Raw genomic sequence first — 25,804 nt, forward strand, 5'->3', positions numbered from 1 at the left:
AAGAAGGCATTTAATTATTTAATATTTAACGGAGCGAGACGATATCCTGCCGATTCGTCTGGAGGCATGTTTGAATTGAGTTCTTCCCTCCAATGGATGATTTGCCCGATAGAGTTGGTCTCCCACATCTCCTTGGCGTATCCCTGGATGCTGCGGCCTTTCTGATCGGCGTACTTGTAAATATAAATAATTTCCACGTGATTGTTCTGGTAAGCCACTTTGAGAAGGCGGTAACTGCGCCGCGGCCATTTCTTCCAGAATTCCCGGATGTTATTCATGACCATTTCATTGGGAACTTCTCGGTTGTTGGCGTACTGATAATTGCAATAGGGAGCAAAATGCTCGGAAAGCACGGCGGCAGTTCCATGCTTGCGTGCCTTTAGATAGGCTATGCTGGTCTGCCGCAAGAGAGCGTCAGTTTCCGGGCAAGGGGGATTGATCATGGGGGGGGTGACGGTGTTTGCGTTTACGCGTTCCCGGGTATCCGGCCTGATCTTGTCCTTGGTAATTTTAACCAATTCTTTTTCCAGAGTTTCCGTGCGCTTGTTGGCATCGGATAGTTCAGTAAGGGCAGAGTTGTATTTTTGGCGGGTTTGTTCCACCTCCTTTTCCTTTTTCCTCAATATTGCCAGAAGACGCGCATTTTCTTCTTCCTTCAGGAGCTTGCTTTGATTGTTCTTCCGGGCATCATTCTGTTTTTTCCGCAGCAGAGTTATTTTTTCAGACAAATCCGCAGCGTCCTTTTTCAGATGAACTGTTTGTTCCTCCGAGGCCTTTTTTTCTGTGTGCAAATAGTAGCTTAAGCCTCCGCCGGCTGCCAGGATGGCGGCTACTGCAGGAAGGAGCCAATTTAGTTGTTTCTTTTGTCCGGAGCTTGAGGTGTTTGGAGGCGTGGGCGGCAGTGGCGGCATTCCCGGCAACGGTGGTACAGGCGCGTCTGTGGGCGATGGAAGCGGAATCTCCGGCAAGGGCGGTACAGGCGTGTCCGCAGACGGTGGGGGAGGAATCTCCGGCAAGGGCGGTACAGGCGCGTCTGCGGGCGGCGGGGGAGGAATCTCCGGCAAGGGCGGTACAGGTGCGTCTGCGGGCGGTGGGGGAGGAATCTCCGGCAAGGGCGGTACAGGCGCGTCTGAGGGCGGTGGGGGAGGAATCTCCGGCAACGGCGGTACAGGCGCGTCTGCGGGCGGCGGGGGAGGAATCTCCGGCAAGGGCGGTACAGGTGCGTCTGTGGGTGGTGGGAGTGGAATCTCCGGCAAGGGCGGTACAGGCGCGTCTGTGGGTGGTGGGAGTGGAATCTCCGGCAGTGGCGGTTCCGGCGGCAATGGCGGCCAATCTGCTTGCGGCTCCGCCGCGTTGGCTGGTAAGGGCGGGAGAGGAGAATCCATCGGGTGCATAGATCAGGAAATGAAAGGGAATGGAGTGTTAAAATACCTTGCCGTCAGGTAGAAACATCACGGTTTGACTCCGTGGAGTACTATGGTTAGAATGTCTATCATATATCCTCGCCCGCAGGGCCTCCTTTAATCTCCAGATCTTTGCCGGGGAGGGTGGGATCGGCACTGATCGTTCTGCGTTTAACAGGCGTGCCGTTGATATGGGTCAGATTGAAGGAGAAGGCGCCGCCCCGGAGGTAGGAGCGGTAGTCGTTGGCTGCATGCCATTTGCCGCTGAGGCAGCGGCGGTTTTTGTAAATGCTCCCTTTGTACCTGACGGTGGTGCCGGTGGAGCTGTTCATGACGGCCATTTTCGCGCCGAGGTAGGAATCTCCCAGGGTGGTGAGGTAGAAAGTAATCCTCCGGTCGTCCACTCTGCCGCCAATGCTCCCGCAGGAGAATGGGTCAGTGGCAGAGGACGACGGAATGCTCAATTTGCCTGAAATGGTACCATCCCTGTATTCCTTCAGGATTAATGCGCGCGCCTGTCCGCCGCTCGTTCCGGTGACTGTCCCGCGGTAGGTGTATTCCCCCACGATGGGGGAGCAGGAGATCGTCGCCAGCGTCAGCAATGCCGCCGGGAAGGTGTGGATGCAGTCCGTTTTCATAGATCAGGGTTAAGGCCGAGGTGAAAAATCAGGGGAGGATATGGGGATTGTCCGCCAGGGCCTTCCTCAGCTTGTAAGAACCGTAATAGTCCTTCTGGAACAAGGCTTGCCGCAGGGGCTCCTTCCGGAACAGGATTTTGCCGTATTCTTTTTTGTTCCAAAGTTCCTTCTTTTCTTCTTCTTTCATGGTTTCCTGCAATTCTTCGGATTTTTTACGGAGTTCGGCGAGCCTTTCGGCGTTTTTTTCCGCGCTGGATTGATCCTTGATGCTTTCCATGAGTCCAATCATTTCTTCCTGCATGTCCAGGTATTGTTCCGTGTTTGTTTTCTGGCAGGAGACGGCGGTCAGGGTCAGGAGTACGGCGCAGATGGCGGAGATGTTTTTTTTCATCATGGCGAATTAATAGTTAATGGTCTAAAACCCAAAGAGCAGATACTAAAGATTAAAGACGAAAGAGGATGGATAATTAATAGGTAAAATTAATAATTGGTGTGGTGGTTATCTGCGTCTTAAAGCGTTGCGCAGTTTTTCTGATTCATAGTATTTTCCAACGTGAAGTTTATTGCCCAGATCTTCCAATTTTTCGCGGTTTTCCATGTATTTAGGATGATCCTTCAGTTTTTTTTCTTCATCTTTATTTTGATCTACTGTATCAAGCAGTTTGATGAATTGATCCGTGAGTTCAGCAACTTCATTAGCGTATTTATCTGCGCTGTCTCGGTCATTGATTTTTTGCATGGTCCCGACCAAATTGGTTTGTGCGTCCAATGCTTGATCTACATTGCTTTTCTGGCAGGAGACGGCGGTTAGGGGCAGGAGTACGGCGCAGATGGCGGAGATGGTTTTTTTCATCATGGTGTGTTAATAGTTAATAGTTAAAAGTTAATAGGCGATGGTCGGTGGGGATGCGCGCCGGGGGTGGGGTGTGTGCCCGGCGCGCATCTGGGTTTGTTTTTTGCAGTTTGGAGTTAGAAGCTGTAGGAGACGTTAAGGTTGACGCTTTGGTTGGTTTGTCCGCTGCGGACTTCAAGCGTATAATAGGCTCCCGCCTGCCAGTTTCTGCTGATTTGCCAGCCCAGGCCGGCGCGGGTCATCAGGGCGTTCCTGCCGGGAGCGTGGCCACGGCCGGTTACGGATTGCCCGGCTGTCCAGGTGCGGGTGTACGGGTTCCTGCGTGCGATGTCTCCTACATACGCCACGCTCAGTTCAGGCAGGAGGGCCTGGCCATTGCCCAGCCCACAGACGGACTTGAGGGTGATGCCCACGGGGATGCTCCATGACTGCAGGCCTCCATTCCCGAAGGAGCGGCTGCCGCCGTCAAAGGTTTCTTCAATGGGGCCCTGGGTTCCGTACATGTAGGTGATTCCGGTGAAGGGAGACACGGTGAAGGCGTCTCCGGCCTTGATGTCCCAGTCGGCCAGCAGGCCGAAGGCGTAAACATTGTCATCCCAGCGGGCCCGTCCGGGCGTCTGCTGGGAGCCGCCCACATGCGTTCTGGCGGTATGATCAACGCTGCCGTAGGAGAAATAGCCGGAGAGGTTCAACTCATGCCCCCGGGCAAGTTCCTTGCGGAGATTGCCGTACAGGGCGAACATGAAGGACCTCTGTTTGTCGGAGAGCAGGGAGTCGGAACTCTTGTGGGTCCCGAACATCTGGCCGAATGCGGCTCCTGCCACGGCGTCCTTTCCGAGAGCTACATCCGTGCCGACGGCATAGCCACCGCCTTGATAGGAAAATCCGCTCAGGGAGTCCATGGAGGACATGGAAGTGAAGTACCCCAGGCCGGCTCCCCACAGGCGGGAGGATCTGTTTCCGGCCATTTTCCCCTGTTCGTTTGCCGTACGGGCAAAGGAAGCGACGGAGGAGGCGCTGCTCCAGAGGGTATCTGCCAGCAATGCGGCATCGCGGCCCGCCAGGCCGGTGGCGGCGGCAACGTTCAGCTTGCCGGAGAAAGTGAGAAGCCCGGTTTCCGGATTCCAGTCCAGGACTCCGCCGTCTTCCAGCAGGCCGGTTTCTCCGGTGAGATGGAGTTGTTGTTCCAGGGCGGCGTTTCCGGTGATTTCAGCCGCTTGGAGCAGGTTCAGCGTGAAGGACTCGGAACCTGCGGCAATCAGTCCGGAGCCGACGTGTACCTCAATGGACGGCGTTCCAGCGATAGACAGGGTTCCCACGGTTGCGTGGGAATAGGTGTCTGCCGCATTCATCCCGGCGCTGAAGGGGGTTGTTCCGTTGACGGAAAATGCCATTCCGGAGCCTTCCTCAAATGTCAGGCCATTGAAGCTGGCCGCCCCCTGAATCTTCAAACGCCCCCCCTGCCGGACGGTGACGGACTCAAAGGAGCCGCCGCCGGAAAGGATGCCGCCATTCTGCACCAGAACCATGCCGGTAGTCTGGCCGCTGTTGCTCATCCTGCCCTGGAGGGTAACGTTGCCTTCCAGAGATCCGCTGTTGTTCAACAGCGCGTCTTTCGCCACGGTGATTTGTTCAGCCGTCAAATCCCCCGTGTTGGCCAGAGCTGACTGGCTGTTCAGGTTGATGTTCGCAACATTCAATGTCTTGTTGTTGGTCACGGAGCCGTCGGAGTTCACGGTAAGGGAACTGCCCTGAATGGTGCCGTTATTGATGAGGGAGGCATTGGTTTCTCCGCTGTTGCGGGAGGAACCGACGGTAATGACTGTGTTTTCGTGACCCAGAGAGGCTGTTTCTTTGATGTCGGCCAGGCCGCTGCGGACATTCAGGGCGGCGATGTTGTACCTTTCCCCGCTCAGGTCAACGGCGCTGCTGTTCAGGGAGCCGTTACTGCTGCCGATGGCGACGCCGCCGGCGCTGTTGCCGCCGGTTCCGTCAATGTCGTAGCCAATCCCTTTCTTGCCCGTCAGATTGCCCGTCAGGATCAGGCTCTGGTCTTCATTCATGACCAGCAGGCCGTCTGTTCCTTCTATAATGGTCTGGTTAGTGAGCGGCGTGTTCTGGGGAATGCCGGTTGCGTCCAGCGTACCGCCCAGCAGGTGGACGCGTTTGCTCAGATCAGTAATGGATTTTTCTTCTCCGGTACGTACATAAATATCGTCTTCACCGGGCGTGGGCGTTGACCCTTCTTCCAGTTTAAGGATGACGCCCCATTTCCCGCCAGACAGGATCGTGGTTGTCAGTTCCGCATTTTCCAACGGGTTGAAGGTATTTATCCAGGTTTGCGTGCCGGCATCATAAGTTTCCGTCCAGCTCTGGAGCGTCCAGTCGGAGATATTGCCGGTAAAGTTGCTTCCTGCAGTTTCTCCGCTGAGCCGGAAAAGTGTCAGGCTGCCCTCCCAGTTTTCATATTCGCTGTTCAGGTTAATGATGGTGGAACCGGAAACGGAAAGTGTTCCTGTGACGTCGATTCCGTTGGCGCCATAATTGAAAGAGGCGTCATCAAGGTTTTCCGGGGAGAGCCAGATGGTGCTGTCCGTCAGACTTAAATTCGCATCAACGGTTAATGCGTAACCATCATTCTGGGGACGGAGCCGCAGATCCGCTCCTGTCATGGTGACGGATTGCGCCTCCAGGGTTGACCCCGTTCCACGGTAGTGATCCAGATAGGAGCCTTGTTCAAATACGATTTCCTGAGCAGTTAATTTATTATCGGATCCTGTAAACTCAACGGCTGAACCTTCCCGAACAGTAAACTTGCCTCCTGCCGTGAGGGAGGAGCCGCTCTGAAATTCGATCCTTCCTCCGTCTTTCAGGACAGTGTTTCCGACAATATCCAACGTTCCTTCCTGGGAAAGGCAAGCATATCCGGATGACGTAAAGTTCCTTCCCGCCGTCATGGTTGCCTGGGTAATTCGCAAGTCGGCTCCGGATTCAAACGTGGCATCACGGTCAATATTCAGGGTGCCGTTATTGAAAAGCTCTGTGAGAGAATCGGTTTTGGCAATATAATTGCCTCCGCTGAAATCCCCATTCAAAATATTCAGAATGGCGCCGGCACTGATGCTCAGGGATCCTCCATGGAGAGTGAGGTTGCCGCCGATTTTCATGGAAGATGTCAGGGATTCTTTCAGGCAATTCTGAAAATTTTCCCCGATAGAATCCAATCCCAGATTTTCGAAAATATTCTTCAGCTCCTCCTCTGCATGAAGGCCGGAAAACACAATAGCTCCGCTTCCTGTTACAGTATTGCCGTCACTATCTTCATAGCGGTTCAGATAGGAATCAACCTCTGATGTCTCCCTGACGGGGTCGTAGAAGGTGATTGTTCCGCCATCTGGCCGGGTGGAAAGTTCAATTGAAAGGCTCCCATTTTTTGGGCGTCCAATACTATTGAGTACGCCGCCGGTAAGAATTCCTTCTCCATCATATTGTTTCACATAATTTCCTCGGAATTCAACGGTTTCATTGTTTACAATGGAAATGGTTCCGCCGTTGCCGGAGATAGCTCCGCCTGCAGTTCCGGAGCTGTTTCCCGTGAAAGAGACCGTTTTATTTCCCGTGATAGAGAGGAAACTGGCAGATATGGCTCCCCCCAATCCTTTTGCTGTGTTGTTCTCAAAAAGGACAGTTCCGTTTTCCTTGAAGATAAGTGTGCTTCCATCGTTGCCTGCTTCTGCGATAGCTCCACCATCGTTTCCCGAGGAGTTTACGATGAAAGACAATTGTGTGTTTTTCTGGAATACAGGATTGTCGACAATTGCGCCATTTCCAGTAAGATAAATAGCGCCGCCGCTACCTGCTGCTGTATTATTTTCAAATAGGACAGATGCATTGCCGGCAAGATCGAAATGGAATGCCTTGGAGCCACTTTCACGACGAATATAGAGGGCCCCCCCTCCGATATCGTCACTACCTTTACTGTGGTTACCATTAAATTTCACTTCCCCTTTGGTGTTGGCAATGTTTAGGGAAGAGGCGTAGATAGCTCCCGCGAATTGGGAACTGTTGCCGGTAAAATGAACCTGGTTGTTTCCGTCGAAATTGATGGTTCCAGTGGTATAGATGGCTCCTCCGTATATATCGGCCGAGTTATTCAGGAAAATGACGTTGTTATTGTCTTTAAATGTAAAATCATTTCCTGTTCTTCCGTAAATAGCGCCTCCGGAATGACCAGCGTGATTGGATTCAAAGAGGATATCTCCGAGATTGTTTTTAAACGTCAGCTTCAGAGATCCGCCCTCTATTGCTCCCCCAGTGCTTGTTGCAGTGTTGTTGATAAATCTGATGGGGCCTTCGTTATTCAGGAATTCCGCTTGTCCTTTGGAACCATCGGACCAGGAAGTAGCTATAGAAATGGCTCCACCACTTCCATTGATGTTGTTATTGAGAAATTCTATGGCTTTGTTATTCTGAAAAGATAAAAATAATGTAGGAGGATCGTATGAGTAATTGAAATCATATACAAAGCGATGTCTTCCATCGTTGAAAGACAGCGTTTCTTCATAGTTTTGGAAAAGGTCGGTTCCCATGGACACGGATGTGCCAGCGACCGGAAGGAGCAGGGAGAGCAGTATTCTGCGGAGAGTGTAAGGCAGGTGAATTTTCATAACCGGAAAAATAAAGGATTGCAGGAAGTAAAAAGGAAAAGCAGATAGGAAGAGTGCCGTGCGCCTTTTGACGCACGGCTGTATGAAGACACCGCAAGAGGATTAGTTGCCTTTGACGGTGGTGGTGTACTTGCTGACTACGCCAAGGATGTTTTCACGCTTGACGTCCACGCTGGAGACCGTGCTGATGCCTCCCTGGGCCTTGGCGGCGGAGATGGAGGAATCGCCCACGGCAACCAGGCCGAGGTATGAAGTAGCCGTAGCTACCCCGGTGCGGGATCCGGAGGAATTAGTAGCGGCGATGGGGTCTGATACGTTGGCATATACCAGTCCCGTGGGGTGGTTTGTGAGGCCGCCGCAGCTGCAAAGCAGGGCGGAGGATGAGAGCAGGATGAGGAGGTTTTTCATTATTGGATTTCAATTAATTGGTTTGACAGGCCTTCTCCTTATGGGAGGTTTCATGCGGCGTCATGCAACCGCGGATGCCCAAAAGGGAAGGCCTGTGTTGACGGATAGCGAATTCAGAATCCGTATAGAAATTCCTGCGTCCTCTTTGTCATTAAACGGTTTGGAAAAGAATTACTGGGATGGCGGTGCGGTGAAGGGTAATAGGATGGAATCACTGAACCTTTTGATTAATAAAGTACTATTTTTACTTGACTGCGGATTCTGAACCCGCGGCAAAATAGATGGAATGAAAGAGGAAATATCAGAAATGGACCATGCGGCTCTGGCCATTTTAAGAAAAACAGGGCTGGATGTGGTAGAAGCCGCCCAGCTGGCGCATGAATTGCTACAGGCCAGCAGGGGGCGCGGCGGTCGCCGGAAGAGAGCGAGGGAATGCATCCGTCTGGGAGAGGAGGCTTTAATTGCCAGAAGAAAAACCGTGGCGTTCAGGAGAGCCGTGGATGAGGCCATGGAGGCCCGGCATGACCGGAGGAAAAGAACCAGGGATGATTTCCGTTATATCAGCCGGCGTCTGCTAAGGTGCTGTCCGGAAATGGCCCGGAGGCCTGTACGCTTCATCACGCCCCAGGAATGCCGTGCCTGGCTGGAAAAATCATTTGGAACCCTCAGGCAGAGGCATAAGGCCCGGTTGGTGCTTAGCGGTGTTTTCGGAACAGCTGTGAAACGCGGCTGGTGCCGGGAAAACCCGGTGGCGTATGTAGACCTTCCAAGGCTGCAGGAGAACCCCATTCCCGTGCTGTCCCTGGAAGAAATGCACCGGTTGCTGACGGCGGCGGCGGAGTATGCCAACGGGGCGTGCCTGGCCGCGATTGGGCTTATGCTGTATGCCGGTATTCGTCCGGAGGAGGTGAGGCGCCTGGATTGGGCGCAGATTAATTTACGGGAGGGCATGGTTTCCTTGAAGGCGAGGCACAGCAAAACGGGAGGAGCTCGCATCGTGACGATCCGGCCGGTTTTGAGAAACCTGCTGGAACGAGCTGCAGCCATGGGATTCGGGACAGGAAGCGTGTGCCCGCATAACTGGCCGGCAAAGTGGAGGGCGTTGAGGCGTCTGGCCGGGTGGGACGGGAAGGAGAAGAAATGGACTGCGGATATTTTAAGGCATACGTTCGCCAGTTATTTTGCCAGGCATTTCAAGAATCTGCATGTATTGCAGATGGAAATGGGGCATGCTTCTTCTGATTTGTTAAGGACCAGGTATTTGAATATGGAAGGCATTACGGAAATGACGGCCGCCGTCTTCTGGGGGAACTGCCACGTGGGTTTTTCCTCCATAAAAAATGGCCGCCCCTGAATGGAGGCGGCCATACATTGACGGAATGATGCCGTCCGGCAGTTTAGAAATTGGTGCGGAAGGCAATGTTGTAGCTCCAGCCGGTGAAGCCTTTCTGCTTGCTGGCGTCCGTGCCGTTGGAATGGGCGTATTCAACGCCCGCCATGATCTTGGCCATGTTCGGGTTGCATTCGAAAATGTAGTAGTTGACGCCCAGGTACAGGGCCTGCATGCAGTCGGAAGTGCCGGAATAGGTGGAGTTCTGCGTATAGCGCTTTTCCCATTTCACGGCGTTGCTGCCCGCTGCCATCTGGTAGCGGACCACGCCTTCCCAGTTGGGGGTGAATTTGTAGGACGGCATGATGGTCACGCCGAAGACGTTTTCAGCCCCTGCCTTCATGCCAATGACGTTGAAGCCGGCCATCACTTCCGTCATCAGGGAGAAATCGCCCTGGGAGCCTTCCCAGGTCAGCGCCACCACGTCCTTGGCGCCGGTGCCCTGGTATTTGGATTTGAAGCCGTAGCCGGTGAGCTTTTCATACGCCTTGTTTTGTGCGTCGTCGCCCCAGTTGGTGAAGTTATGGGCGTAATCCAGCCACAGGCGGCTTTTTTTCAGGAAAACGTCGTTGGACGTATCATAGCTGAGCGTGCCGGTGACGAAGCAGTTGTCCCGGGAGTTGAAGGCGGGTTCAATGCGGTTGTTGAACGTGCCGGTTCCGGTTCCTCCGTTGCCGTTCATCCAGATGCCCGCGGCCCAGCCGAGCTTGTCATTCTTGTCGGAATTGTTCACCTGGAACCCGTAGTTGGTTTCCGAGCGGAGTTGGTTGACCAGCATGGAGCGTTCAATGGTCAGGATGGCGGAGGAGGATGTGCGGTATTCCCCGGTGATGCGCGGCTTCATTTTGCCGATGGCGTAGGTGACGGGGCCCCCCTTGTATTCCAGATTCAGTTCATACAGGGAGTAGGTCAGGTCGGAGGTGTCCCAGGTGTTGGTTTTCGCGTTGTAGCTTTCCAGACCGTCCATGCCGCCGATGTTCCAGACGTTGTTGAGCTTGAAGTTTTTCAGGAACTTCATGTTGAAGCCGGCGCGGAAGCGGCGCCATTCGTCGTTGAAGCGGCGGCCGTTGCCTTCCTTTTCACCCATCACGCGCCCTTCGCCGTTCGGGTCAATCCAGTCCAGTCCGTACTGCATGCGCAGGGAAACGTTGAATTCCTGGATGTAGGGATTCTTGTGATCCCGTTCCGCATTGAACCACTTGAAACGTTCGCCGAGCCATTTGCAGGTGGAAAAGCTGTCGCGGGCCAGCAGAACGTCTCCGGTGGATGCCGTGGAAGGCGTGGCGGCGGCAAAGGCGGCGGCTCCGAGAGTCATGATGCCGATGACGGGGAGAGTATAGGTTTTCATTTGTTTTCTATGGTTGGTGTGTGTCTGTGAGAAGGTCTTCCGGGGAAGGTTCTTCCTCACGGAGACGGCTTCTGTCTATCAAACCAGCCACAGGGCTGTCCAAGGCTTAAGGGTGACAAAATAGCCACCCGTCTCATTGAAGGTTACACGGTAATGCGGAGCCATGCTTTGGCGGCCAGGGCGTCCGCGGCGGCGGCCACTTCCGCCTTCCGCTTGCTGGCTCCATGGCCGGAACCGATGGCGTGTCCATGCCAGAAAACGCGGGAGTGAAAACGGTTTTCGGCGTCCCTCTGCCCTTTTTCTTCCGTTTCATAGGAAGGAGTTTCGGGCAGGATGTCCTGAAGAATGGCCTGGAGTTCCCCCTTGGGGTTGATTTCCTTGGGGTGGCTGGCCGCGGAGTCCAGCGCTTCATGAAGAACGCGCAGGGCCACGGCCTTGGCCGTTTCATAGTCGGAGTCCAGCGACATGGCCCCGAAGACGGATTCAAACGTGTTGGCGATGATGGAGTTTTTTCCCCGTCCTCCGGCCCGTTCCTCCCCTTTTCCCAGGGCAATGTATTTGTCCAGCCCCAGGATGAAGCCGTATTTGCCCAGATTGGCGCGGCTGACGGTGCGGGCGCGCAGTTGGGTCAGCTCCCCTTCCGGAGACTGGGGCATGTGGCGGTAAAGGTACTGTGTGACGGCAAGCTGTAAAATGGCGTCGCCCAGGAATTCCAGCCGTTCATATGTCCGGCGCGTTTCCGGCTTGCTGTCCGTGCTGGGGTGGGTGAGGGCCTGCACGAGCAGGTCCGGGTTTTTGAAACGGTAACCCAGCTTGTCTTCCAGCGCGGTATAGTTCATCCCGGAAATGCTAGGGCCGCCAATTCGGAAATGCAACTCCAAAGGAAGGGTGTTTCCGGCAGGGCGGGGCACGCCTTTTCCGCGTCATCCCAGCCGCTCCGCGGCTTTGACATATGGCTGGAGAGGTGTAGGATGGTACGCGAACGAACGTTAGAGACCGCGATGAAAAAGATTGATCCAAAGGAGATTCGGGATAACGCCATGCAGTTGATCGGGCACGACTGGATGCTGGTGACGGCTGGAACGCCGGAGCATTTCAATATGATGACGGCCAGCTGGGGCGGCCTGGGCTTCATGTGGAAGAAGCCCGTGGCATTCGTGGTTATCCGTCCCCAGCGCCATACCTTCGGCTTCATTGAGGCCGGGGAGGAGTTCACGCTTTCCTTCTTCAGCCATGAGTACCACAAGGCGCTGACTGTTTGCGGCACCACGAGCGGACGGGATACGGACAAGGTGGCCGCCTCCGGACTGACGCCGTATGCGACGGAGAACGGCAACGTGAGTTTTACGGAAGCGCGCCTGGTGCTGGAATGCCGCAAGCTGTATGCGGAGGCTCTCAATCCGGAAGCCTTTCTGGACAAAACCATTGTACCGGAGTGGTACGCCGCGCGGGATTTCCACAAGATGTACATCGTGGAGATTCTGAACGTTTGGGTGAAGGAATAACGTGCCGGAAATGCCGCCGGGATGAATTCTTGTTTATCGTAATTCCCCGCGGTTTGTTTAGAGCGGTTTAAGCGTGGAATCCTCCAGCCGGAAGGATGGCAGGGGGCACGGGGTATCGTGCAGCCAGTCCAGATGGGTGGTGGTGATGAGGCTTTGCGCGTCCGCCGGGAGCGATTGCAGAAAGGCCACCCGGCGCGTGGGGTCCAGCTCCCCGAAGACGTCGTCAATCAGGTGGATGGGCGTATGCCCCGTTTCTTCCGTGAGCAGGGAGGATTGGGCCAGCTTCATGGAGATGGCGATGGTGCGCTGCTGCCCTTCAGAGGCGAACTGTGCGGCGCTCCTGCCGTTCAGCGTGATGTCCAGGTCGTCCCGGTGGGGGCCGTTCTGGGTTTGCCCGTACCGGATGTCCCGGTCCACGGCGGCGCACAGCCGTTCATACAGGTCCCCTTCCTCCGAGGCGCGGTAGGCCACGGCCACCTGTTCCTCCCGTCCGCCGATGCTGCGGTAGGCGAGGGTGATGTGGGGGGCCAGCAGCGTCAGCAGGCTGGCGCGCAGGCTTTTCAGTTCCGTGCCGTGCAGGGCCAGCTGGCGCGTGTAGGCGTCCAGCTGCAGCTTGTCCCTGTGCCTGTGCTTGAGCAGGTAGTTGCGCGTTTTCAGCGCCCTCCGGTAGCTGAACAGGGCCAGCCTGTAGCCGGGGTGCCACTGGCTGCCCAGAAAGTCCATGTATTTCCGGCGGGCGTCCGCTCCGGCCTGCACCAGGGAAAGATCGTCATTCCCCATCCATACCACAGGGTAGCTGTCCGCCAGATAGCTGCGCTGGTCCTTGCGCGGCTCTCCGTTGACGCGGAGGTCCGGAGCGTCCGGGGTCCACAGGATGCGCCGGGCCTGCCCCGGCAGCTCTCCGCGGATGCCGAAGGACTGCTTTCCGTGAGCGGCCAGCGGGCCGGGCCGGGCGGTGCGGGGGGATTGCAGGCGCAGCAGGAAGCAGACGGCTTCCAGCAGGCTGGTTTTTCCCTGGGCGTTGTTTCCCAGGATGATGGCCCCCTGCTGCGGAATCTGCCAGGAGAAGCTTCCGTAGCAGCGGAAGTCCATTAATTTCAGCCTGGAGATCATGGGGCAGGGGAAGGAGGGATTATTCCGCAGGGAGGGCGCGGATGGCGTCCATGATCCTGTCCGTCAAATGCTGGTACGCCTCTTTTCCCCTGGCGTTAAGTTCCGCCGGAGTAAAGGGGATTGGGTCCCCCACCGTGACCGTGACGGGGTGGAGTTTGGGGAAGCGGGCGCCGATGGGGAAGGCTTCATACGCTCCGCTGATGCGCAGGGGCTGCACGGGAACCTTCGTCTTGCTCAGAATGAGGCCGATGCCCCCCATGCCGTCGTGGATTTCACCGTCCGGAGTGCGGGAACCTTCCGGGAAGACGAGCACGCGCTTGCCGGATTTCAGCAGGCGGATGACGTGCTTGAGGCTGGCGGCGTCCGGGTTTTCCTGGTCGATCGGGATGGCCAGGCAGAGCGGAAGAGCCCATTTGAAGATGCCCTGGAACAGGGTCTTGCGGGCAAAGAAATAGATGCCGTCCTCATAGGAGATGCCCAGCATGGGCGGGTCCAGAAAGCTCTGGTGGTTGCTGACGATGAGCACGGGGCCGTCTTCAATGAGCTTTTCCCGGTTGACGACTTTCCAGGAAAAGAAGGCTTTGGAAATGCTTTTAAAGAGCGTGTAGAAAACCCAGTAGAAGGAGTTCATCTGGCGGAGAGTTTTTGTTGAATGTTGTCGGTAATGAAACGGACGACCTGGTCGATCGTCATGTCTGACGTATCCACCAGCAGGGCGTCCGGAGCCTGGGCCAGCGGGGCGGTGGCGCGGGAGGAGTCCTTGCGGTCCCGTTCCGCAATGGAGTCCGTCAGGCCTTCCGCGGCGCGGCGGGAGGCCCTCACTTCCTCGGAGGCGGTGACGAAGTACTTGAACGGCGTGTCCGGAAATACCACGGTGCCTATGTCCCTGCCTTCCATCACCACGGGTTCCCGGCGGTTGTATTCCCGCTGCCGTTCCACCAGCAGGGAGCGCACTTCCGGAATGGCCGCGATGGTGGAGACGTGGTCGTTAACCTGCGGGCGCGTGAGTTCTTCACCCAGCACGCGTTCCCCGCACAGGACCACGGAGCGGCTGCCGTCCTTTCCGAAGGAGAGGGGAACGGAGGACAGCGCTTCCAGCACGGCGGCCGTGTCCGCAGGGTCGATGCCCTGTTCCAGCATGTACCAGGTGACGGCCCGGTACATGGCCCCGGTGTTGATGAACGTGTAGCCGAGGCGGTCCGCGATGAGCTTGGCGACGGTGGATTTTCCGGATGCGGCGGGACCGTCAATGGCGATGGCTGGATGCATGAGTGTCTTCTATGTTGGAAATGGGGGCTAAAGCCGCTTGGATTGTAGCTTTGCGCCCCGTGGAAATCAAGACTGCGTTCCGGCGGCCCGTGCAAAAAGAGTTTCACTTTTTCCTGTAAATCCGTTATACAGCGGGGCATGGCCCAACTCAAACACCCGAAGATGGTGGACATCAGAGACATTTTGGACGAGAATACGCGCCTTCCCGCCCTGGTGGCCGCGTCCGCCGAAAAGTTGCTGGGCCTGGAACGCTTGAACAAGGCGTACGACAAGATCGTGCGCGACAAGGAATCCGGTTCTCCGGAGAATTTCTTCCAGCTTGCTTCCAGACATTTGAACCTGAAGCTGCAACTGCGCCCGGGGGATCTGGAAAATATCCCCAAGAAGGGGCCGGTGGTCGTGGTCGCCAACCATCCGCACGGCCTGTCGGACGGCATCATGTTCGGAGAGCTGCTCACCCGCGTGAGGGAGGACGTCCGCATTCTGGCGAACGAACAGCTTTCCCTGTGCCAGGAGTTGGAACCCTGGCTGATCAAGGTGGACGTGTACGAGGATGAGAACGCCAAGCGCAAGAATCTCTCCGGCATGCGCAAGATGATCTCCTGGCTGCGGAAGGGCGGCGTTCTGGGCATTTTCCCCGCCGGCACAGCCTCCAGCTTTTCCCTGGCCCACAAGAGGGTGACGGACGATCCCTGGAACGCGAACATCGCCGCCATCATCCGCATGACGAAGGCGACGGTGGTTCCCGTGCATTTTCCGGGGCGCAACAGCCTGCTGTTCCAGGGCGTTTCCCTCATCAACCGCAAGGCGCGCGTGGCCTTCCTTCCCCGTGAAGTGGGGCGTGACGGGCGCCGTACGCACCGCATCGTGGTGGGCAAGCCCATTCCGTTCAGCCAGCTTGGGCAGTATGATTCCGATGAAGCCCTGGTTTCCCATCTGCGCTTGCGCACCTACCTGCTGGGCAAGAGTTATGAAAAGAGCCGCCGTCCCCATGTGCACAGGAAGGACCGGAAGGCGAAGATGGCCGCACTGATTCCGCCCGTTTCCGTGCAGGACATGCAGGCGGAGATTGATGCGCTGCCCGCGGAATGCCTGCATGCCCGCCAGGAGAACGGAGACTGGGACGTGTACGTGGCGGACGCCCTGCAAATCCCCAATATCCTGATTGAAATAGGGCGCTTGAGGGAATACACCTTCCGCCAGGTGGGGGAGGGCTCCGGCAAGGCGTGCGACCTGGACACGTACGACAACCATTACAAGCACCTGTTCCTGTGGGACAGGACCCACCGGAAGATTGCAGGGGCCTACCGCATGGGGGAGACGGACAAGATCATCGCCCGCTACGGCGTGAAAGGGCTGTATAACGGGGAATATTTCTCCTTTACCCCCGCCGCCCTGAAGGTGCTGGACCGCTCCCTGGAAATGGGACGCGCCTTCATCGTGCCGGAATACCAGAAAAGGCCGCTGGCCCTCGGCTTCATCTGGGAAGGCATCGGCCAGTTCATGGCCCGCAACCACCATTACCGCTACCTGTTCGGCACGGTGAGCATCTCCCGTGATTACACCAACCTTTCCCGCGCCCTCATCGTCTCCTACCTGAAGGCGCATGAAATGGACTCCGTGCTGGTGCATGAGGTGAAAGCCTACAATCCGCCCCGCAAGGCAGACCTGAAGAGGTCGGAATCCTGCATCCTGCCCATTGGCCTGACGGACGCCCAGGGGCTCTCCCAGCTCGTGGCGGACATTGAGGAGGACGGCAAGGGAATTCCCGTGCTGCTGCGCCAGTACCTGAAGCTGAACGGAAAAATCCTGTCTTTCAGCGTGGACAAGCATTTCGGCGATGTGCTGGACTGCCTGATCCTGGTGGACATTTTCAAGTCTCCAGAACGTTCCATCAAGCGCTACATGGGGAAGGACACGTACGAACAGCTGCTGCCCTACATGCAGCGGGAGAGGGAAGAGGAGAAGGCGGCGGAATAGTTCCGCAGGCGTTTTTTGCCGGGTTCCGGTCCGGTTTTTCCCTTATCCGGCTAGTTGAAATGCCTGTAGCCTGACGGAAGGGCGGAGGAGGGTTCCGTCGTCATTTCTCCGATAACGGTGAAGGGCGTTTCCGGGAAATGCTCCGCGGCCAGCCGGGCAACCCGCTCCCGGTCGCCGGGACGGAACGTGACCAGCAGCTCGTAATCCTCCCCGTCTCCTGCGGCCTGCGCCGCGGTGAAGCCCGGGCGCACGGGAAGGAGTTCTTCATGAATGCGGAATCCCAGTCCGGAGGCCGCGGCCAGCCGTGGAAGGTCGGTCCCCAGACCGTCGGAAAGGTCCATCATGGCGGTGGCCAAGCCGGAGGCGGCCAGTACGCCGCCCTCCCTGACCCGTGGAATGAAGGAAAGATGGTGCCCCGTGGGAAAGCTGCCGCCGAGCACGCCCGTGACGGCGAGCAGGTCTCCCGCGCGCGCCGTGCTGCGCAGGACGGCTTTCCCTTCCGCAACCTCTCCGGTGAGGGCCACGCTGATGATGAGGCCGTCTTCCGGCAGGCCGGAGCTTTCCCCTCCGGCAATGCTGATGCCGAATTGCCGTGCCAGCCGTCCCATTCCCCGGTAAATTCCTTCCACCTGGGAGACGGGACGGTCCGCATGCACGAACAGGGTCACCAGCGCGTGAAGCGGTGTGCCGCCCATGGCCGCTATGTCTGAGACGGCCCTAGCCAGCGCCTTCCTGCCGATCAGTTCGGGATCCGTTCCAGGCAGGAAGTGCATGCCTTCCACCACGCAGTCCGTTTTCAGGAGCAATTGACGGTTTCCGGAGCTCCGGGCCACGGCGCAATCGTCCCCCGGTCCCGTGACCAGGAAGGCGTTGGAGGGCATCAGGGGCAGGAGCCGGGCCACCAGCGCGTCCTCCCCCGTCTGCCGGATGGTGGGATCAGGTTCCATAGGGAAGGAGAACGCCGGGATACAGGATGTTGATGAGGGTGGCGGTGTTAAAAATGCAGTGGGCGATGATGGGCGTCCAGATGGAGCCCGTGTATTCGTACAGCAGCACCAGCATGGCCCCGAAGATTGCCAGCGGAATGAAGGGCACCAGGCTGACGTGGATGATGCCGAAGAGCAGGGACGTGGTGACCAGCGCAAACCAGGCGCCCGTGTACTTTTTCATGATTGGGTACAGGTAGCCGCGGAAGATGAGTTCCTCCACCAGCGGGGCCGCGATGGCGGCGCTGAAGCAGATGACCACAACCAGGGGAATATCGCTGGAATGCCGCAGCACGGAGACGATGGACTGCTCCGCCGGAGCGTGCGTGACCTGTTCAATCCACTGGAACAGGCCCGCCCTGTCCAGCAGGAAGTGGATGACCAGCACCAGCAGGTAGCCCGCCACGGGGGCATAAAGAAGGGCTTTCAGGGAATGTTTTTTCAGCCCCAGCGCCTCCATTCTGCCCGTGTGGAACATGCGCACCAGCAGGACGAAGGCCAGGATGAGGTTCAGGCAGGTGCCGTTGAAAATCTTGTAGCCGTCCAGCTCCATGTTTGTAGTGGTGGGCGGAGCGGAGGCTCCCGGAGGCGTGGCCGCAGCCATCAGGGCGCCCAGGCTGAAGTACAGGACGATGATGCCGCACATGGCGATGTCCAGCATGTCCAGATGGTCCACGGGGATGTGCCATTTCAGGGGGCGCTGGATGTTCGGCGCATGGGCCTGGCGGAAGATGTCCACCGCCACGGCGATGAACATGACGGCAATCAGGGCGGAGGAGAACAGGGTAATAAGCTGGTCCGTTAATTCATTCATGAAACAGGTATGCGTGGAATAGGCCGCCCTTCCGGAGCGCCACGCCGGAATAAGGACACCTGCTTCTTTAGTGAAAACACGGTGATTTTCCAGCAGAAAGTGAGCTATCGCCCCGTACTCCGCAAAAAAAAATCATGAAGGAAGGGAATGAATACTTTTCAAAGAAAAGCGGGTATGCTACGTTTCCAACGGATTATTGCCATGAATATTCAACCCAAAATCACGCCTGTGCTGGACCCCGGCTTCGTGCCGGCCGTTCTTTGGAATCAAGCCTTTGAGGCCAAAGCCGCCGCCGATCCCGCTTCTCATCAAGTGGACATCGCTCTGACCCGCAATGACGGGACCTGCTTCCGCTGGTCCGGCAAGCTCCTTCCCCACACCGGGGAAAACGTTGCCCTGAATGAGACCTATGTGGAACGCATCGTGAAATTCCTGCTGTGGCAGAAGGGCGGCAATATCATCCTCGTCGCCGGGGATGACGCCATTGCGGATATGCTGGCCTCCCGCTACTGCAAGGGGGGCGCCCGCGAATTCGACTGGGATTTCATCGGCAAGAAGATTTACGGCTCCCCCATTGAAGTGAAGAAGGTGTCCGTGGAAGAACTGCCTGAGGAATATTCCGGCTCCATGACCCTGGGCCGCAACCTGGACGGCTACCGCATCGGCTTCGACCTGGGCGGTTCCGACCGCAAATGCGCCGCCGTGGTGAACGGAGAAGTGGTGTATTCCGAAGAAGTGGTCTGGGACCCCTATTTCCAGAAGGATCCCCAGTACCACATTGAAGGCATCCAGGACTCCCTGGAACGCGCCGCAGCCCACCTTCCGCGGGTGGACGCCATCGGCGGTTCCTCCGCCGGCGTCATCATCAACAGCGAGGTGCGCACCTCCTCCCTGTTCCGCGGCGTCAGCCAGGAAGACATTGAAAAGACCCTCGGCAAGGTGTTCCGCACCCTCCAGAAGGAAAAGTGGAACAACATCCCCTTTGAAGTGGTGAACGACGGTGAAGTTACCGCCCTCGCCGGAGCCATGGGCATGAACGACAACGCCGTGCTCGGCGTAGCCATGGGCACATCCGAAGCCGCCGGCTACGTGGACCCGGAAGGCCACATCAAGCCCTGGCTGAATGAACTGGCCTTCGCTCCCGTGGATTACTCGGAAGAAGGCGGCGTGGACGAATGGTCCAAGGACATGGGCGTAGGCGCCCTCTACTTCTCCCAGCAGGCCGTAGCCCGTCTGGCTCCCCGCGCCGGCTTCCAGTTTGAAGGCATGCCCTTCCCGGAACAGCTCAAAAAGGTTCAGGCCGCCATGGCGGAAGGCGACGAACGCGCCCGCAAGATTTATGAAACCATCGGCGTACACTTCGGCTATGCCATTGCCCACTACGCCAGGTTCTATGACATCCGCAACCTGCTCTTCCTGGGCCGTGTGGCTTCCGGAGACGGCGGCCAGATCATCATTGACAAGGCGGAGGAAGTGCTGCGCACCGAATTCCCCGAGCTGAAGATCCAGCTCCGCGTGCCGGATGAAAAGACCAAGCGCCACGGCCAGGCCGTAGCCGCCGCTTCCCTGCCGGCCCTCTCCTGACAGGCGGAATGAAATTTGCGGGAGGGACCCTGTACGGGGTCCCTCCCTGCTCATATCCGGAGGGGGACTTTTGCCGGATGCGCTGAACAGCCTCTGCCGCGCCGGATTCCCGCCCCTCCTTTTTCCGATTTCCGCCCCGACGCCCTGCGTTCATGAATCCCCAGCAAGACACCATTGTTCATTGCCCGGAATGCGGGCAGGCCATGGACGTTTCCCAACTGCCTCCGTATGCCAACGCCATCTGTCCGGGCTGCCAGGCGCTGACGCGCGTGAAAACGCGCATGGGCCCCTACCGGATTACCGGAAAACTGGGAAAAGGCGGCATGAGCGTGGTATACCGGGCGGAAGATTCCGTGCTGGGGCGGGAGGTGGCCCTGAAGGTGCTGAATGACACCTATGCCGGGGATGCCCTGCGCAGTGAACGCTTTGAACGGGAGGCCCAGATCATGGCGCGGGTTTCCCATGAAAACCTGGTGCAGATTTATGCCGTGGGGCGCGACCAGGGCCTTTTTTACATTGCCATGGAACTGGTGGAGGGCAGCGGCCTGGATGCCCTGATTACCGCGGAAGAACGCGTGCCGGAGGACAAGGTGCTACGCCTGACGCTGGATATCGTGCGCGGCCTGGACGCCGCCTGGAACGCGGGCCTCATGCACAGGGACATCAAGCCCGCCAACGTTCTCCAGTCTCCTGACGGAGTCGCCAAGATCGTGGACTTCGGCCTCTCCCTGCTGCACAGTGAATCCGACGTGGAGCGGGAAATATGGGTCACTCCCTATTACGCAGCTCCGGAAACGCTGCTGAGGGGAGAAGAAGACTTCCGGACGGACATGTACGCTCTGGGAGCCACCATGTACCATTTGCTGGTGGGCGCTCCCCCCCGCGTGGACGCTTCCCAGTCTTCCGATGTCCTTCTGGAGACCAAGAAAAACCTTCCCCGCCTGGAACAGGTGGTAAATGACGTCTCCCCCATGACCTGCTTCATTGTGGACAGGCTGATGGCTTTTGACAGAGAAGACAGGTTCTCCTCCTATCCGGAATTGATGGATGCCGTGGAACAGGCCCTGGAGGAATACACCCTGGCCATGCAGGAATCCGGCCTCACCTGGTCGGAACGGCGCGCGGCGGAGGCGCGGCGCGTCCGCCGCAGGAAATGCCGCATTATCGTCATTTCCTCCGTTGCCTCCGTAGTGGCGCTGGGGTTGGGCATCTGGGGCTGGGCGGCATGGCAGAAGGGGAGGGGCGCTTCCCCGGGAACACCCCCTCCGGCGCTCACTCCTACGGCGGGAACGGGCACTACCCCGGAGGACACGGCTGCGGCGGAATCGCGGCTGGAGCGCAGCATCCGCTTCGGCAAGCTGTTCAATGAAGCCCAGGAATCCTTGAACCGGGGAGACCTGGTGAAAGCCGCCGCCATGTTCGGGGATCTGGCGGACCAGCCGGACTGCCCCCTTTCCACCTCACTCTGGGCCGGTCTGAACCAGGTTCTGTGCATGTGGACGCGCGGCCAGTTCCCGGAAGGGGTGGAGCGCCTGGAAGAGCTGGGCAGGAAGGTGGAGGCCTGCAAGGACCCTGCGGAACTGGAACGCTCCAGGGACGTCGGCAACCTGGTCATGTACTTGAGTTCCGGGGACTGGTCTTCCCGAATGCCGGGTTTGCGTTCCAACTCCGATCTGGCCGTGCATTACTATGTGGGCATGGCGCTGAAATCCTGGTACTTTGCCGGTAAATGGCCGGAATACGGCGTTTTTCTGGACAAGGTGGCGGCCGATGCGGCGGACGACCGGGACAGGAACGTCCGTGAGCTGGCTTCCGCCTGGCTCAACAACCTCAAGAGATATACGGACCAGTACGAACGCCTGAAACGCCTTCAGGACATGCCGGAAAAGACGGTGGCGGAAGTGGAGGCCAAACGGTCCGCCGCAGACTTCCTGCGGGAACAGATGATGATCGGGGAAGTGTCCGCGATGCCTCCAGCCTATGCTGCGCTGGAAGGAATGCTGGACCATTTGAGAATGCAGTACCAGACAGCCCGTGACTGGGAGGCGGCGGAAGCCGTGAAGATGGCTGAGAGGAAAAAGGAGGAGGAAAGACAAAAAGCTCTGGAGGAGGAAAAGAAAAAGGAAACCCTGCTGGCCGCTCAGTCCAGAAGCTATGAAGACGTTTGCCGGGAAGCGGCGGACGTCATGAAAAAAACCGGGGACTTTGAAAAGGCCTCCGCCGTTTACGGCGGGGCGGAAAAGGTTATTTCCTCCCCCGCCGTCAAGGCCAGGCTGTCCGTGCGCCGGGAAATGACGGATCAAATGCTGCCCCTGTTCACCCGCATGGAGAAAATTCTGCCCGCTCTCCTGGAAAAGAAACCTGGAAAACCCCTGGTGCTGAAAGACGGCTCCAAGGTGCGCCTGACAGGGATGAAGGGGCATCTGCTGACTGTGGAACCGCAGGACAGCCGGGAAGGCAGTGATGCGTACCAGGTCAGCTGGAACGAGCTACCGTTCAACTCCCTGTATGCCCTGGCGCGGGAATGCCGCCAGAAGCAGCCTGCGGAATTCTCCCCCCTGGCGGATGCGTATTCCAAGCCGCTGCTTATTTTCGGCAGTCTGACGGAGACCATTTCCCCCGCCCAGCAGGAAAATGCGCTGCTCCAGATGGACCGCGCCTTCATTGAAAAATGGAACCTGTGGATGAGCGGTCTGGACGCGGAGGAGACTCCCCCGGAAGACGGTGAAGAATCGGATTGATTCCGGCAGGCTCTTGGCCGGAGGAGGGCGGGAAGGCCGTGCCGACGGTGGAAAAGTCCCGTCTGGAAAAGGAACCCTGCGCCGGTTTTGCGGAAAAGTAGGCGTGATGAAGTAAAATTTGCTTGCCTAGGGTACTCCGTACAGGTCTCATAGCCGCATGAGACTGATCAGCTTTTTGACGCTGGCATGCGTGGCCGGCATCCTCTCTTCATGCGGTTGTGACTGTCACAAACACGCGGACTTCGCGCTGAAGGACTACCAGCCCACCTCCAGCAAGCAATTCCGTTAACTGCTTGAATATGTTTGAAATTCGTGAAAAGCCGGAAATGGTGGAGCGAGCCATGCTCGTTTCCATCTACTTCGACCCTTCCGAGGCCAGGGAAAAACAGGCCATGCTGGACGAGCTGGAAGACCTTGTCACCAACCTCGGCATCAGCATTGCAGGCAAGCACCTCATCAAGTCCCGGGACATGCACGCCAAATTCCTGTGCGGCACCGGAAAAGCCCAGGAAGTAAAGCAATTGGCGCTGGACTGCCGGGCGGATTGCGTGGTGTTTGACAATATGCTTTCCCCCTCCCAGCAGCGCGAATGGGAACGGCTGATTGACGAATGCGTGATTGACCGTGAAGAGGTCATTCTGGATATCTTTGCCCGGCGCGCACGCACGCGGGAGGCCACCCTCCAGGTGGAGCTGGCCCGCATGCAGTATTCCCTGCCGCGCATGGCCCGCATGTGGAACCACCTGGACCGCCAGGGCGGCGGTTCCGGAGGAGGCAAGGGCGGCGGCGGAGCCGCCAGGGGCGAGGGCGAAAAACAGATTGAAGTGGACCGCCGCCTGGCGCGCGCCAGGATTGAAGCCATTCAGAAGGAACTGGCCCTAGTGACCCGGCAGCGCGCCACGCAGCGCAAGGAACGGGAGCGCCAGGCCGTAGCCACGGCCGCCATCGTGGGCTATACCAATGCCGGGAAATCCTCCCTGCTTTCCCTGGTATCCGGTTCCGAAGTCATGGCGAAGGACATGCTTTTTGCCACGCTGGACACCACGACGCGGAAAATAGAACTCCCCCACGGGCAGCCCCTGCTGCTGACGGATACCGTGGGCTTCATCCGCAACCTTCCCCACCGCCTGGTGGAGGCTTTCAAATCCACGCTGGAGGAAGCCGTGCTGGCGGATTTCCTGGTGCAGGTGGTGGACGCCTCTGATCCGGAAGCCGTGCGCCATTATGAAACCACGCTGGAAGTGCTCGGCGAGCTGGGCGCGGGCGACAAGCCCATGATCGTGGTCCTGAACAAGGTGGACCTTGTGCCGGAAGAAGAGCGCCACACGCTGGAAACCCTGTTGAAGCCCCACTTCAACGGCAGGGTGGTGCCCATGTCCGTGCAGGAGGGTCATGGCGCGGAAGACCTGCTGAACGCCTGCGTGGAGATGCTGGAAAGCCGCGTCCGGCGCGCGCGGTTCCTGATTCCCTATACCCGGAGCGACCTGGCGGCCGCCATGCACAGTGAAGGGAAGGTTCTCTCCACGGAATACGTGGAGGAAGGCACCCTGATAGAAGCCGTGCTCCCCGTGGCGTTTTATAACAAATTCAGCCGTTTTCTGGCGGAAAAATGATTTCCTCTTGATTGCGGAGAAACCGCATCCTCGGCAGGGAAATCATTCTTTTTTCTTGAATTTTTGTATGTTGGATATATTATATCCAGCATCTATAATGAATAAGTTGTGCTGTATTATTTTGTGCGGAATAATTTCCTGGGCCACTGTAAGCGCCCAATCCCTGCCTCCGGATGCCCGGAAATTGAAGGAACAATATGAGAACATCCTTTCTTCCATTAATCAGAAATATGAGGCGTCCAAATTGAAAGCCTATCGGGATTCCATGAACAAATATGCCGCGAAGAATGACTTCGCTTCTGCGGCGGAACTGCAGAAAGTCGTGGAATATTTGGAGAACCGCTTGTCAGCCAAAGAACTTGTTGGGAGGGATGAACTGTCCCGGATGGAAAAAGTTTCTCCTAAAGTAGGCGTACAGATGAAGGAAATTCAAGAAGATGTGGCGTCTAAAAGAATGAAGGAAAGGAAAAAGACGGACAAGGCCTACTTGGATGCCCTTCTTAAAATTCAGAAAAAGTACGCCAATCTCGGTAAAATAAATGAAGCGCTGGCCATTCAAAAGGAACTCTCCGCAGTTCGTGTTATTGCCTCTTTTATTGGGCGGTGGAAAACGGTTAAAGGGGATACCGCCGCGAATGAAATTCTTTATTTGAATGATGATTGCTCCGTCTTTTTGGGCAAGGACGGAAAAGAGGTTACTTGGTTGGGCCACAAATCATTCAGGGTATCTCCCCAGGCAGAGAAAACCATTGAGCTGTTGAACGACAAAGGGAACCACAGCGGATCCCTCAAGATGCTTTCCAATTTTGAAATCCAGTCGCCGTCTGGCTGGAAACTGCGCAAAATGAATCCCTGATGAAGAAGGCAGGAGCGTTAAACGTACATTTAATGCTCAGTAACCCAAGCTCCGCAGGCATTCCACCACCTCCCTGACGGGCAGCCCGATTACGTTGTCCGTATCTCCGCGCACGGAGGAAATGATCATCTCCCCGTGTTCCTGGAACGCGTAGGAGCCGGCCTTGTCCATCACATTCACCAGCTCCATGTAGCGGCGGATATCCTCTTCCTTCAGCTCCCGGAACGTCACTTCCGTCAGCACGGCCAGGTCTTTCACTCCCAGGGGGGACCGGATGGAAACCGCCGTGCACACGTGGTGCGTCCGTGCAGAGAGCATCCGGAGCATGGAACGGGCCTCTTCCCCGTCTTCCGGTTTGCCAAGAGGAAGGCCGTCCAGAAAAACGAGCGTATCCGCGCCGATGACGGTGGAATCCGGATGTTCCCGGAATACGGCTTGCGCCTTTGCCCGCGCATTGTGCAGGCAGAGTTCCTGCGGAGGCATGGCGGCGTCCTTCAGCTCCTCCGTATCCCGTACGACGAGGGAGAAAGGCACGCCGGCCTTCGCCAGAAGCTCGCGCCGCCGGGGGGACTGGGAGGCCAGGATGATGGGGGGAAGCATGGAAGGAGAGCCAATAGTTAATATCTATTAACTATT

The 25,804-nt window shown here is 57.3% G+C and carries 24 protein-coding genes; 10 read left to right on the forward strand and 14 right to left on the reverse strand.

Translation table 11 applies throughout. The annotated features are described in order from the left end of the window. Window positions 1–14: 14 nt before the first annotated feature. Window positions 15–911, reverse strand: a complete 897-nt coding sequence (locus QSJ36_RS04255; RefSeq protein ID WP_253231830.1) for a DUF1348 family protein — start codon at window positions 909–911, stop codon at window positions 15–17. Window positions 912–922: 11 nt separating this feature from the next. Between QSJ36_RS04255 and QSJ36_RS04260 the strand changes: the two genes are divergently transcribed. Next, a complete protein-coding gene (locus QSJ36_RS04260) occupies window positions 923–1,396 on the forward strand; it encodes a hypothetical protein (protein ID WP_285467163.1) in 474 nt (157 codons plus the stop codon). Between the two features lie 96 nt (window positions 1,397–1,492). Here the strand turns inward: QSJ36_RS04260 and QSJ36_RS04265 are convergent, their stop codons facing one another. The 4 genes from QSJ36_RS04265 to QSJ36_RS04280 form a co-directional block, all read right to left on the reverse strand. Beyond that, window positions 1,493–2,041 (reverse strand): hypothetical protein, encoded by a 549-nt coding sequence (locus tag QSJ36_RS04265; protein ID WP_285467165.1) that lies wholly within the window; start codon window positions 2,039–2,041, stop codon window positions 1,493–1,495. A 28-nt stretch (window positions 2,042–2,069) separates the two neighbouring features. Then, window positions 2,070–2,435, reverse strand: a complete 366-nt coding sequence (locus QSJ36_RS04270; protein ID WP_102729925.1) for a hypothetical protein — start codon at window positions 2,433–2,435, stop codon at window positions 2,070–2,072. 105 nt (window positions 2,436–2,540) lie between these two features. Further along, window positions 2,541–2,897, reverse strand: coding sequence for a hypothetical protein (locus QSJ36_RS04275; protein ID WP_146017886.1), 357 nt, complete (start codon window positions 2,895–2,897; stop codon window positions 2,541–2,543). Between the two features lie 113 nt (window positions 2,898–3,010). After that, complete coding sequence (locus tag QSJ36_RS04280) at window positions 3,011–5,566, reverse strand: autotransporter outer membrane beta-barrel domain-containing protein (RefSeq protein ID WP_285467168.1); 2,556 nt, start codon at window positions 5,564–5,566, stop codon at window positions 3,011–3,013. A gap of 1,404 nt (window positions 5,567–6,970) precedes the next feature. On the opposite strand from QSJ36_RS04280, the gene QSJ36_RS04285 reads away from it, so the two are divergent. Then, the gene (locus QSJ36_RS04285; RefSeq protein WP_285467170.1) at window positions 6,971–7,375 is read left to right on the forward strand and encodes a hypothetical protein; all 405 of its coding nucleotides are present in this window, start codon (window positions 6,971–6,973) and stop codon (window positions 7,373–7,375) included. Window positions 7,376–7,663: 288 nt separating this feature from the next. Here QSJ36_RS04285 and QSJ36_RS04290 read toward each other — a convergent pair whose 3' ends face one another. Beyond that, window positions 7,664–7,969, reverse strand: a complete 306-nt coding sequence (locus QSJ36_RS04290) for a TRL domain-containing protein (protein ID WP_102729928.1) — start codon at window positions 7,967–7,969, stop codon at window positions 7,664–7,666. Between the two features lie 286 nt (window positions 7,970–8,255). Here QSJ36_RS04290 and QSJ36_RS04295 point away from each other — a divergent pair, with 286 nt between their 5' ends. Further along, window positions 8,256–9,323, forward strand: coding sequence for a tyrosine-type recombinase/integrase (locus tag QSJ36_RS04295; protein WP_215443725.1), 1,068 nt, complete (start codon window positions 8,256–8,258; stop codon window positions 9,321–9,323). Window positions 9,324–9,366: 43 nt separating this feature from the next. Here the strand turns inward: QSJ36_RS04295 and QSJ36_RS04300 are convergent, their stop codons facing one another. After that, window positions 9,367–10,707: a porin gene (locus QSJ36_RS04300; RefSeq protein ID WP_285467175.1), complete on the reverse strand. Its 1,341-nt coding sequence runs from the start codon at window positions 10,705–10,707 to the stop codon at window positions 9,367–9,369. 143 nt (window positions 10,708–10,850) lie between these two features. Then, the gene (gene rnc, locus QSJ36_RS04305; RefSeq protein WP_022397654.1) at window positions 10,851–11,546 is read right to left on the reverse strand and encodes a ribonuclease III; all 696 of its coding nucleotides are present in this window, start codon (window positions 11,544–11,546) and stop codon (window positions 10,851–10,853) included. 162 nt (window positions 11,547–11,708) lie between these two features. Here rnc and QSJ36_RS04310 point away from each other — a divergent pair, with 162 nt between their 5' ends. Then, the gene (locus QSJ36_RS04310) at window positions 11,709–12,212 is read left to right on the forward strand and encodes a flavin reductase (RefSeq protein ID WP_022397653.1); all 504 of its coding nucleotides are present in this window, start codon (window positions 11,709–11,711) and stop codon (window positions 12,210–12,212) included. A gap of 57 nt (window positions 12,213–12,269) precedes the next feature. Here the strand turns inward: QSJ36_RS04310 and recF are convergent, their stop codons facing one another. The 3 genes from recF to cmk are packed head-to-tail and all read right to left on the reverse strand — an operon-like array spanning window position 12,270 to window position 14,594. Next, entirely contained in the window at window positions 12,270–13,325 is a 1,056-nt protein-coding gene (gene recF, locus QSJ36_RS04315; RefSeq protein WP_285467180.1) for a DNA replication and repair protein RecF, read from the reverse strand. Window positions 13,326–13,344: 19 nt separating this feature from the next. Beyond that, complete coding sequence (locus QSJ36_RS04320) at window positions 13,345–13,956, reverse strand: lysophospholipid acyltransferase family protein (RefSeq protein WP_022397651.1); 612 nt, start codon at window positions 13,954–13,956, stop codon at window positions 13,345–13,347. Continuing rightward, a complete protein-coding gene (cmk, locus tag QSJ36_RS04325) occupies window positions 13,953–14,594 on the reverse strand; it encodes a (d)CMP kinase (RefSeq protein ID WP_022397650.1) in 642 nt (213 codons plus the stop codon). The genes QSJ36_RS04320 and cmk overlap by 4 nt, the downstream gene beginning before the upstream one ends. 138 nt (window positions 14,595–14,732) lie before the next feature. Between cmk and QSJ36_RS04330 the strand changes: the two genes are divergently transcribed. Next, window positions 14,733–16,574, forward strand: a complete 1,842-nt coding sequence (locus QSJ36_RS04330) for a lysophospholipid acyltransferase family protein (RefSeq protein WP_102722167.1) — start codon at window positions 14,733–14,735, stop codon at window positions 16,572–16,574. 50 nt (window positions 16,575–16,624) lie between these two features. Here QSJ36_RS04330 and QSJ36_RS04335 read toward each other — a convergent pair whose 3' ends face one another. Together QSJ36_RS04335 and QSJ36_RS04340 are read right to left on the reverse strand one after the other, a co-directional pair. Beyond that, the gene (locus QSJ36_RS04335) at window positions 16,625–17,521 is read right to left on the reverse strand and encodes a thiamine-phosphate kinase (RefSeq protein WP_285467184.1); all 897 of its coding nucleotides are present in this window, start codon (window positions 17,519–17,521) and stop codon (window positions 16,625–16,627) included. Beyond that, the gene (locus tag QSJ36_RS04340) at window positions 17,511–18,374 is read right to left on the reverse strand and encodes a type II CAAX endopeptidase family protein (protein WP_285467185.1); all 864 of its coding nucleotides are present in this window, start codon (window positions 18,372–18,374) and stop codon (window positions 17,511–17,513) included. Before QSJ36_RS04340 ends, QSJ36_RS04335 begins: the two co-directional genes overlap by 11 nt. Window positions 18,375–18,575: 201 nt before the next feature. Between QSJ36_RS04340 and QSJ36_RS04345 the strand changes: the two genes are divergently transcribed. The 5 genes from QSJ36_RS04345 (at window position 18,576) to QSJ36_RS04365 (ending at window position 25,168) form a co-directional block, all read left to right on the forward strand. Continuing rightward, on the forward strand, window positions 18,576–19,958 hold the full coding sequence (locus QSJ36_RS04345) for an ROK family protein (protein ID WP_022397646.1): 1,383 nt from the start codon (window positions 18,576–18,578) through the stop codon (window positions 19,956–19,958). A gap of 152 nt (window positions 19,959–20,110) precedes the next feature. After that, window positions 20,111–22,699 (forward strand): serine/threonine-protein kinase, encoded by a 2,589-nt coding sequence (locus QSJ36_RS04350; RefSeq protein WP_285467187.1) that lies wholly within the window; start codon window positions 20,111–20,113, stop codon window positions 22,697–22,699. 157 nt (window positions 22,700–22,856) lie between these two features. Continuing rightward, window positions 22,857–22,988, forward strand: a complete 132-nt coding sequence (locus QSJ36_RS04355; RefSeq protein WP_022397644.1) for a hypothetical protein — start codon at window positions 22,857–22,859, stop codon at window positions 22,986–22,988. A gap of 10 nt (window positions 22,989–22,998) precedes the next feature. Next, window positions 22,999–24,312, forward strand: a complete 1,314-nt coding sequence (hflX, locus tag QSJ36_RS04360) for a GTPase HflX (RefSeq protein ID WP_022397643.1) — start codon at window positions 22,999–23,001, stop codon at window positions 24,310–24,312. 265 nt (window positions 24,313–24,577) lie between these two features. After that, window positions 24,578–25,168, forward strand: coding sequence for a hypothetical protein (locus QSJ36_RS04365; RefSeq protein ID WP_146018111.1), 591 nt, complete (start codon window positions 24,578–24,580; stop codon window positions 25,166–25,168). A 36-nt stretch (window positions 25,169–25,204) separates the two neighbouring features. Here the strand turns inward: QSJ36_RS04365 and QSJ36_RS04370 are convergent, their stop codons facing one another. Beyond that, window positions 25,205–25,768: a Maf family protein gene (locus tag QSJ36_RS04370; RefSeq protein ID WP_022397641.1), complete on the reverse strand. Its 564-nt coding sequence runs from the start codon at window positions 25,766–25,768 to the stop codon at window positions 25,205–25,207. Window positions 25,769–25,804: the final 36 nt, after the last annotated feature.

Source organism: Akkermansia sp. NBRC 115031 (genome assembly GCF_030268505.1).
In the GTDB taxonomy this organism is placed as follows: Bacteria; Verrucomicrobiota; Verrucomicrobiia; order Verrucomicrobiales; family Akkermansiaceae; genus Akkermansia; species Akkermansia massiliensis.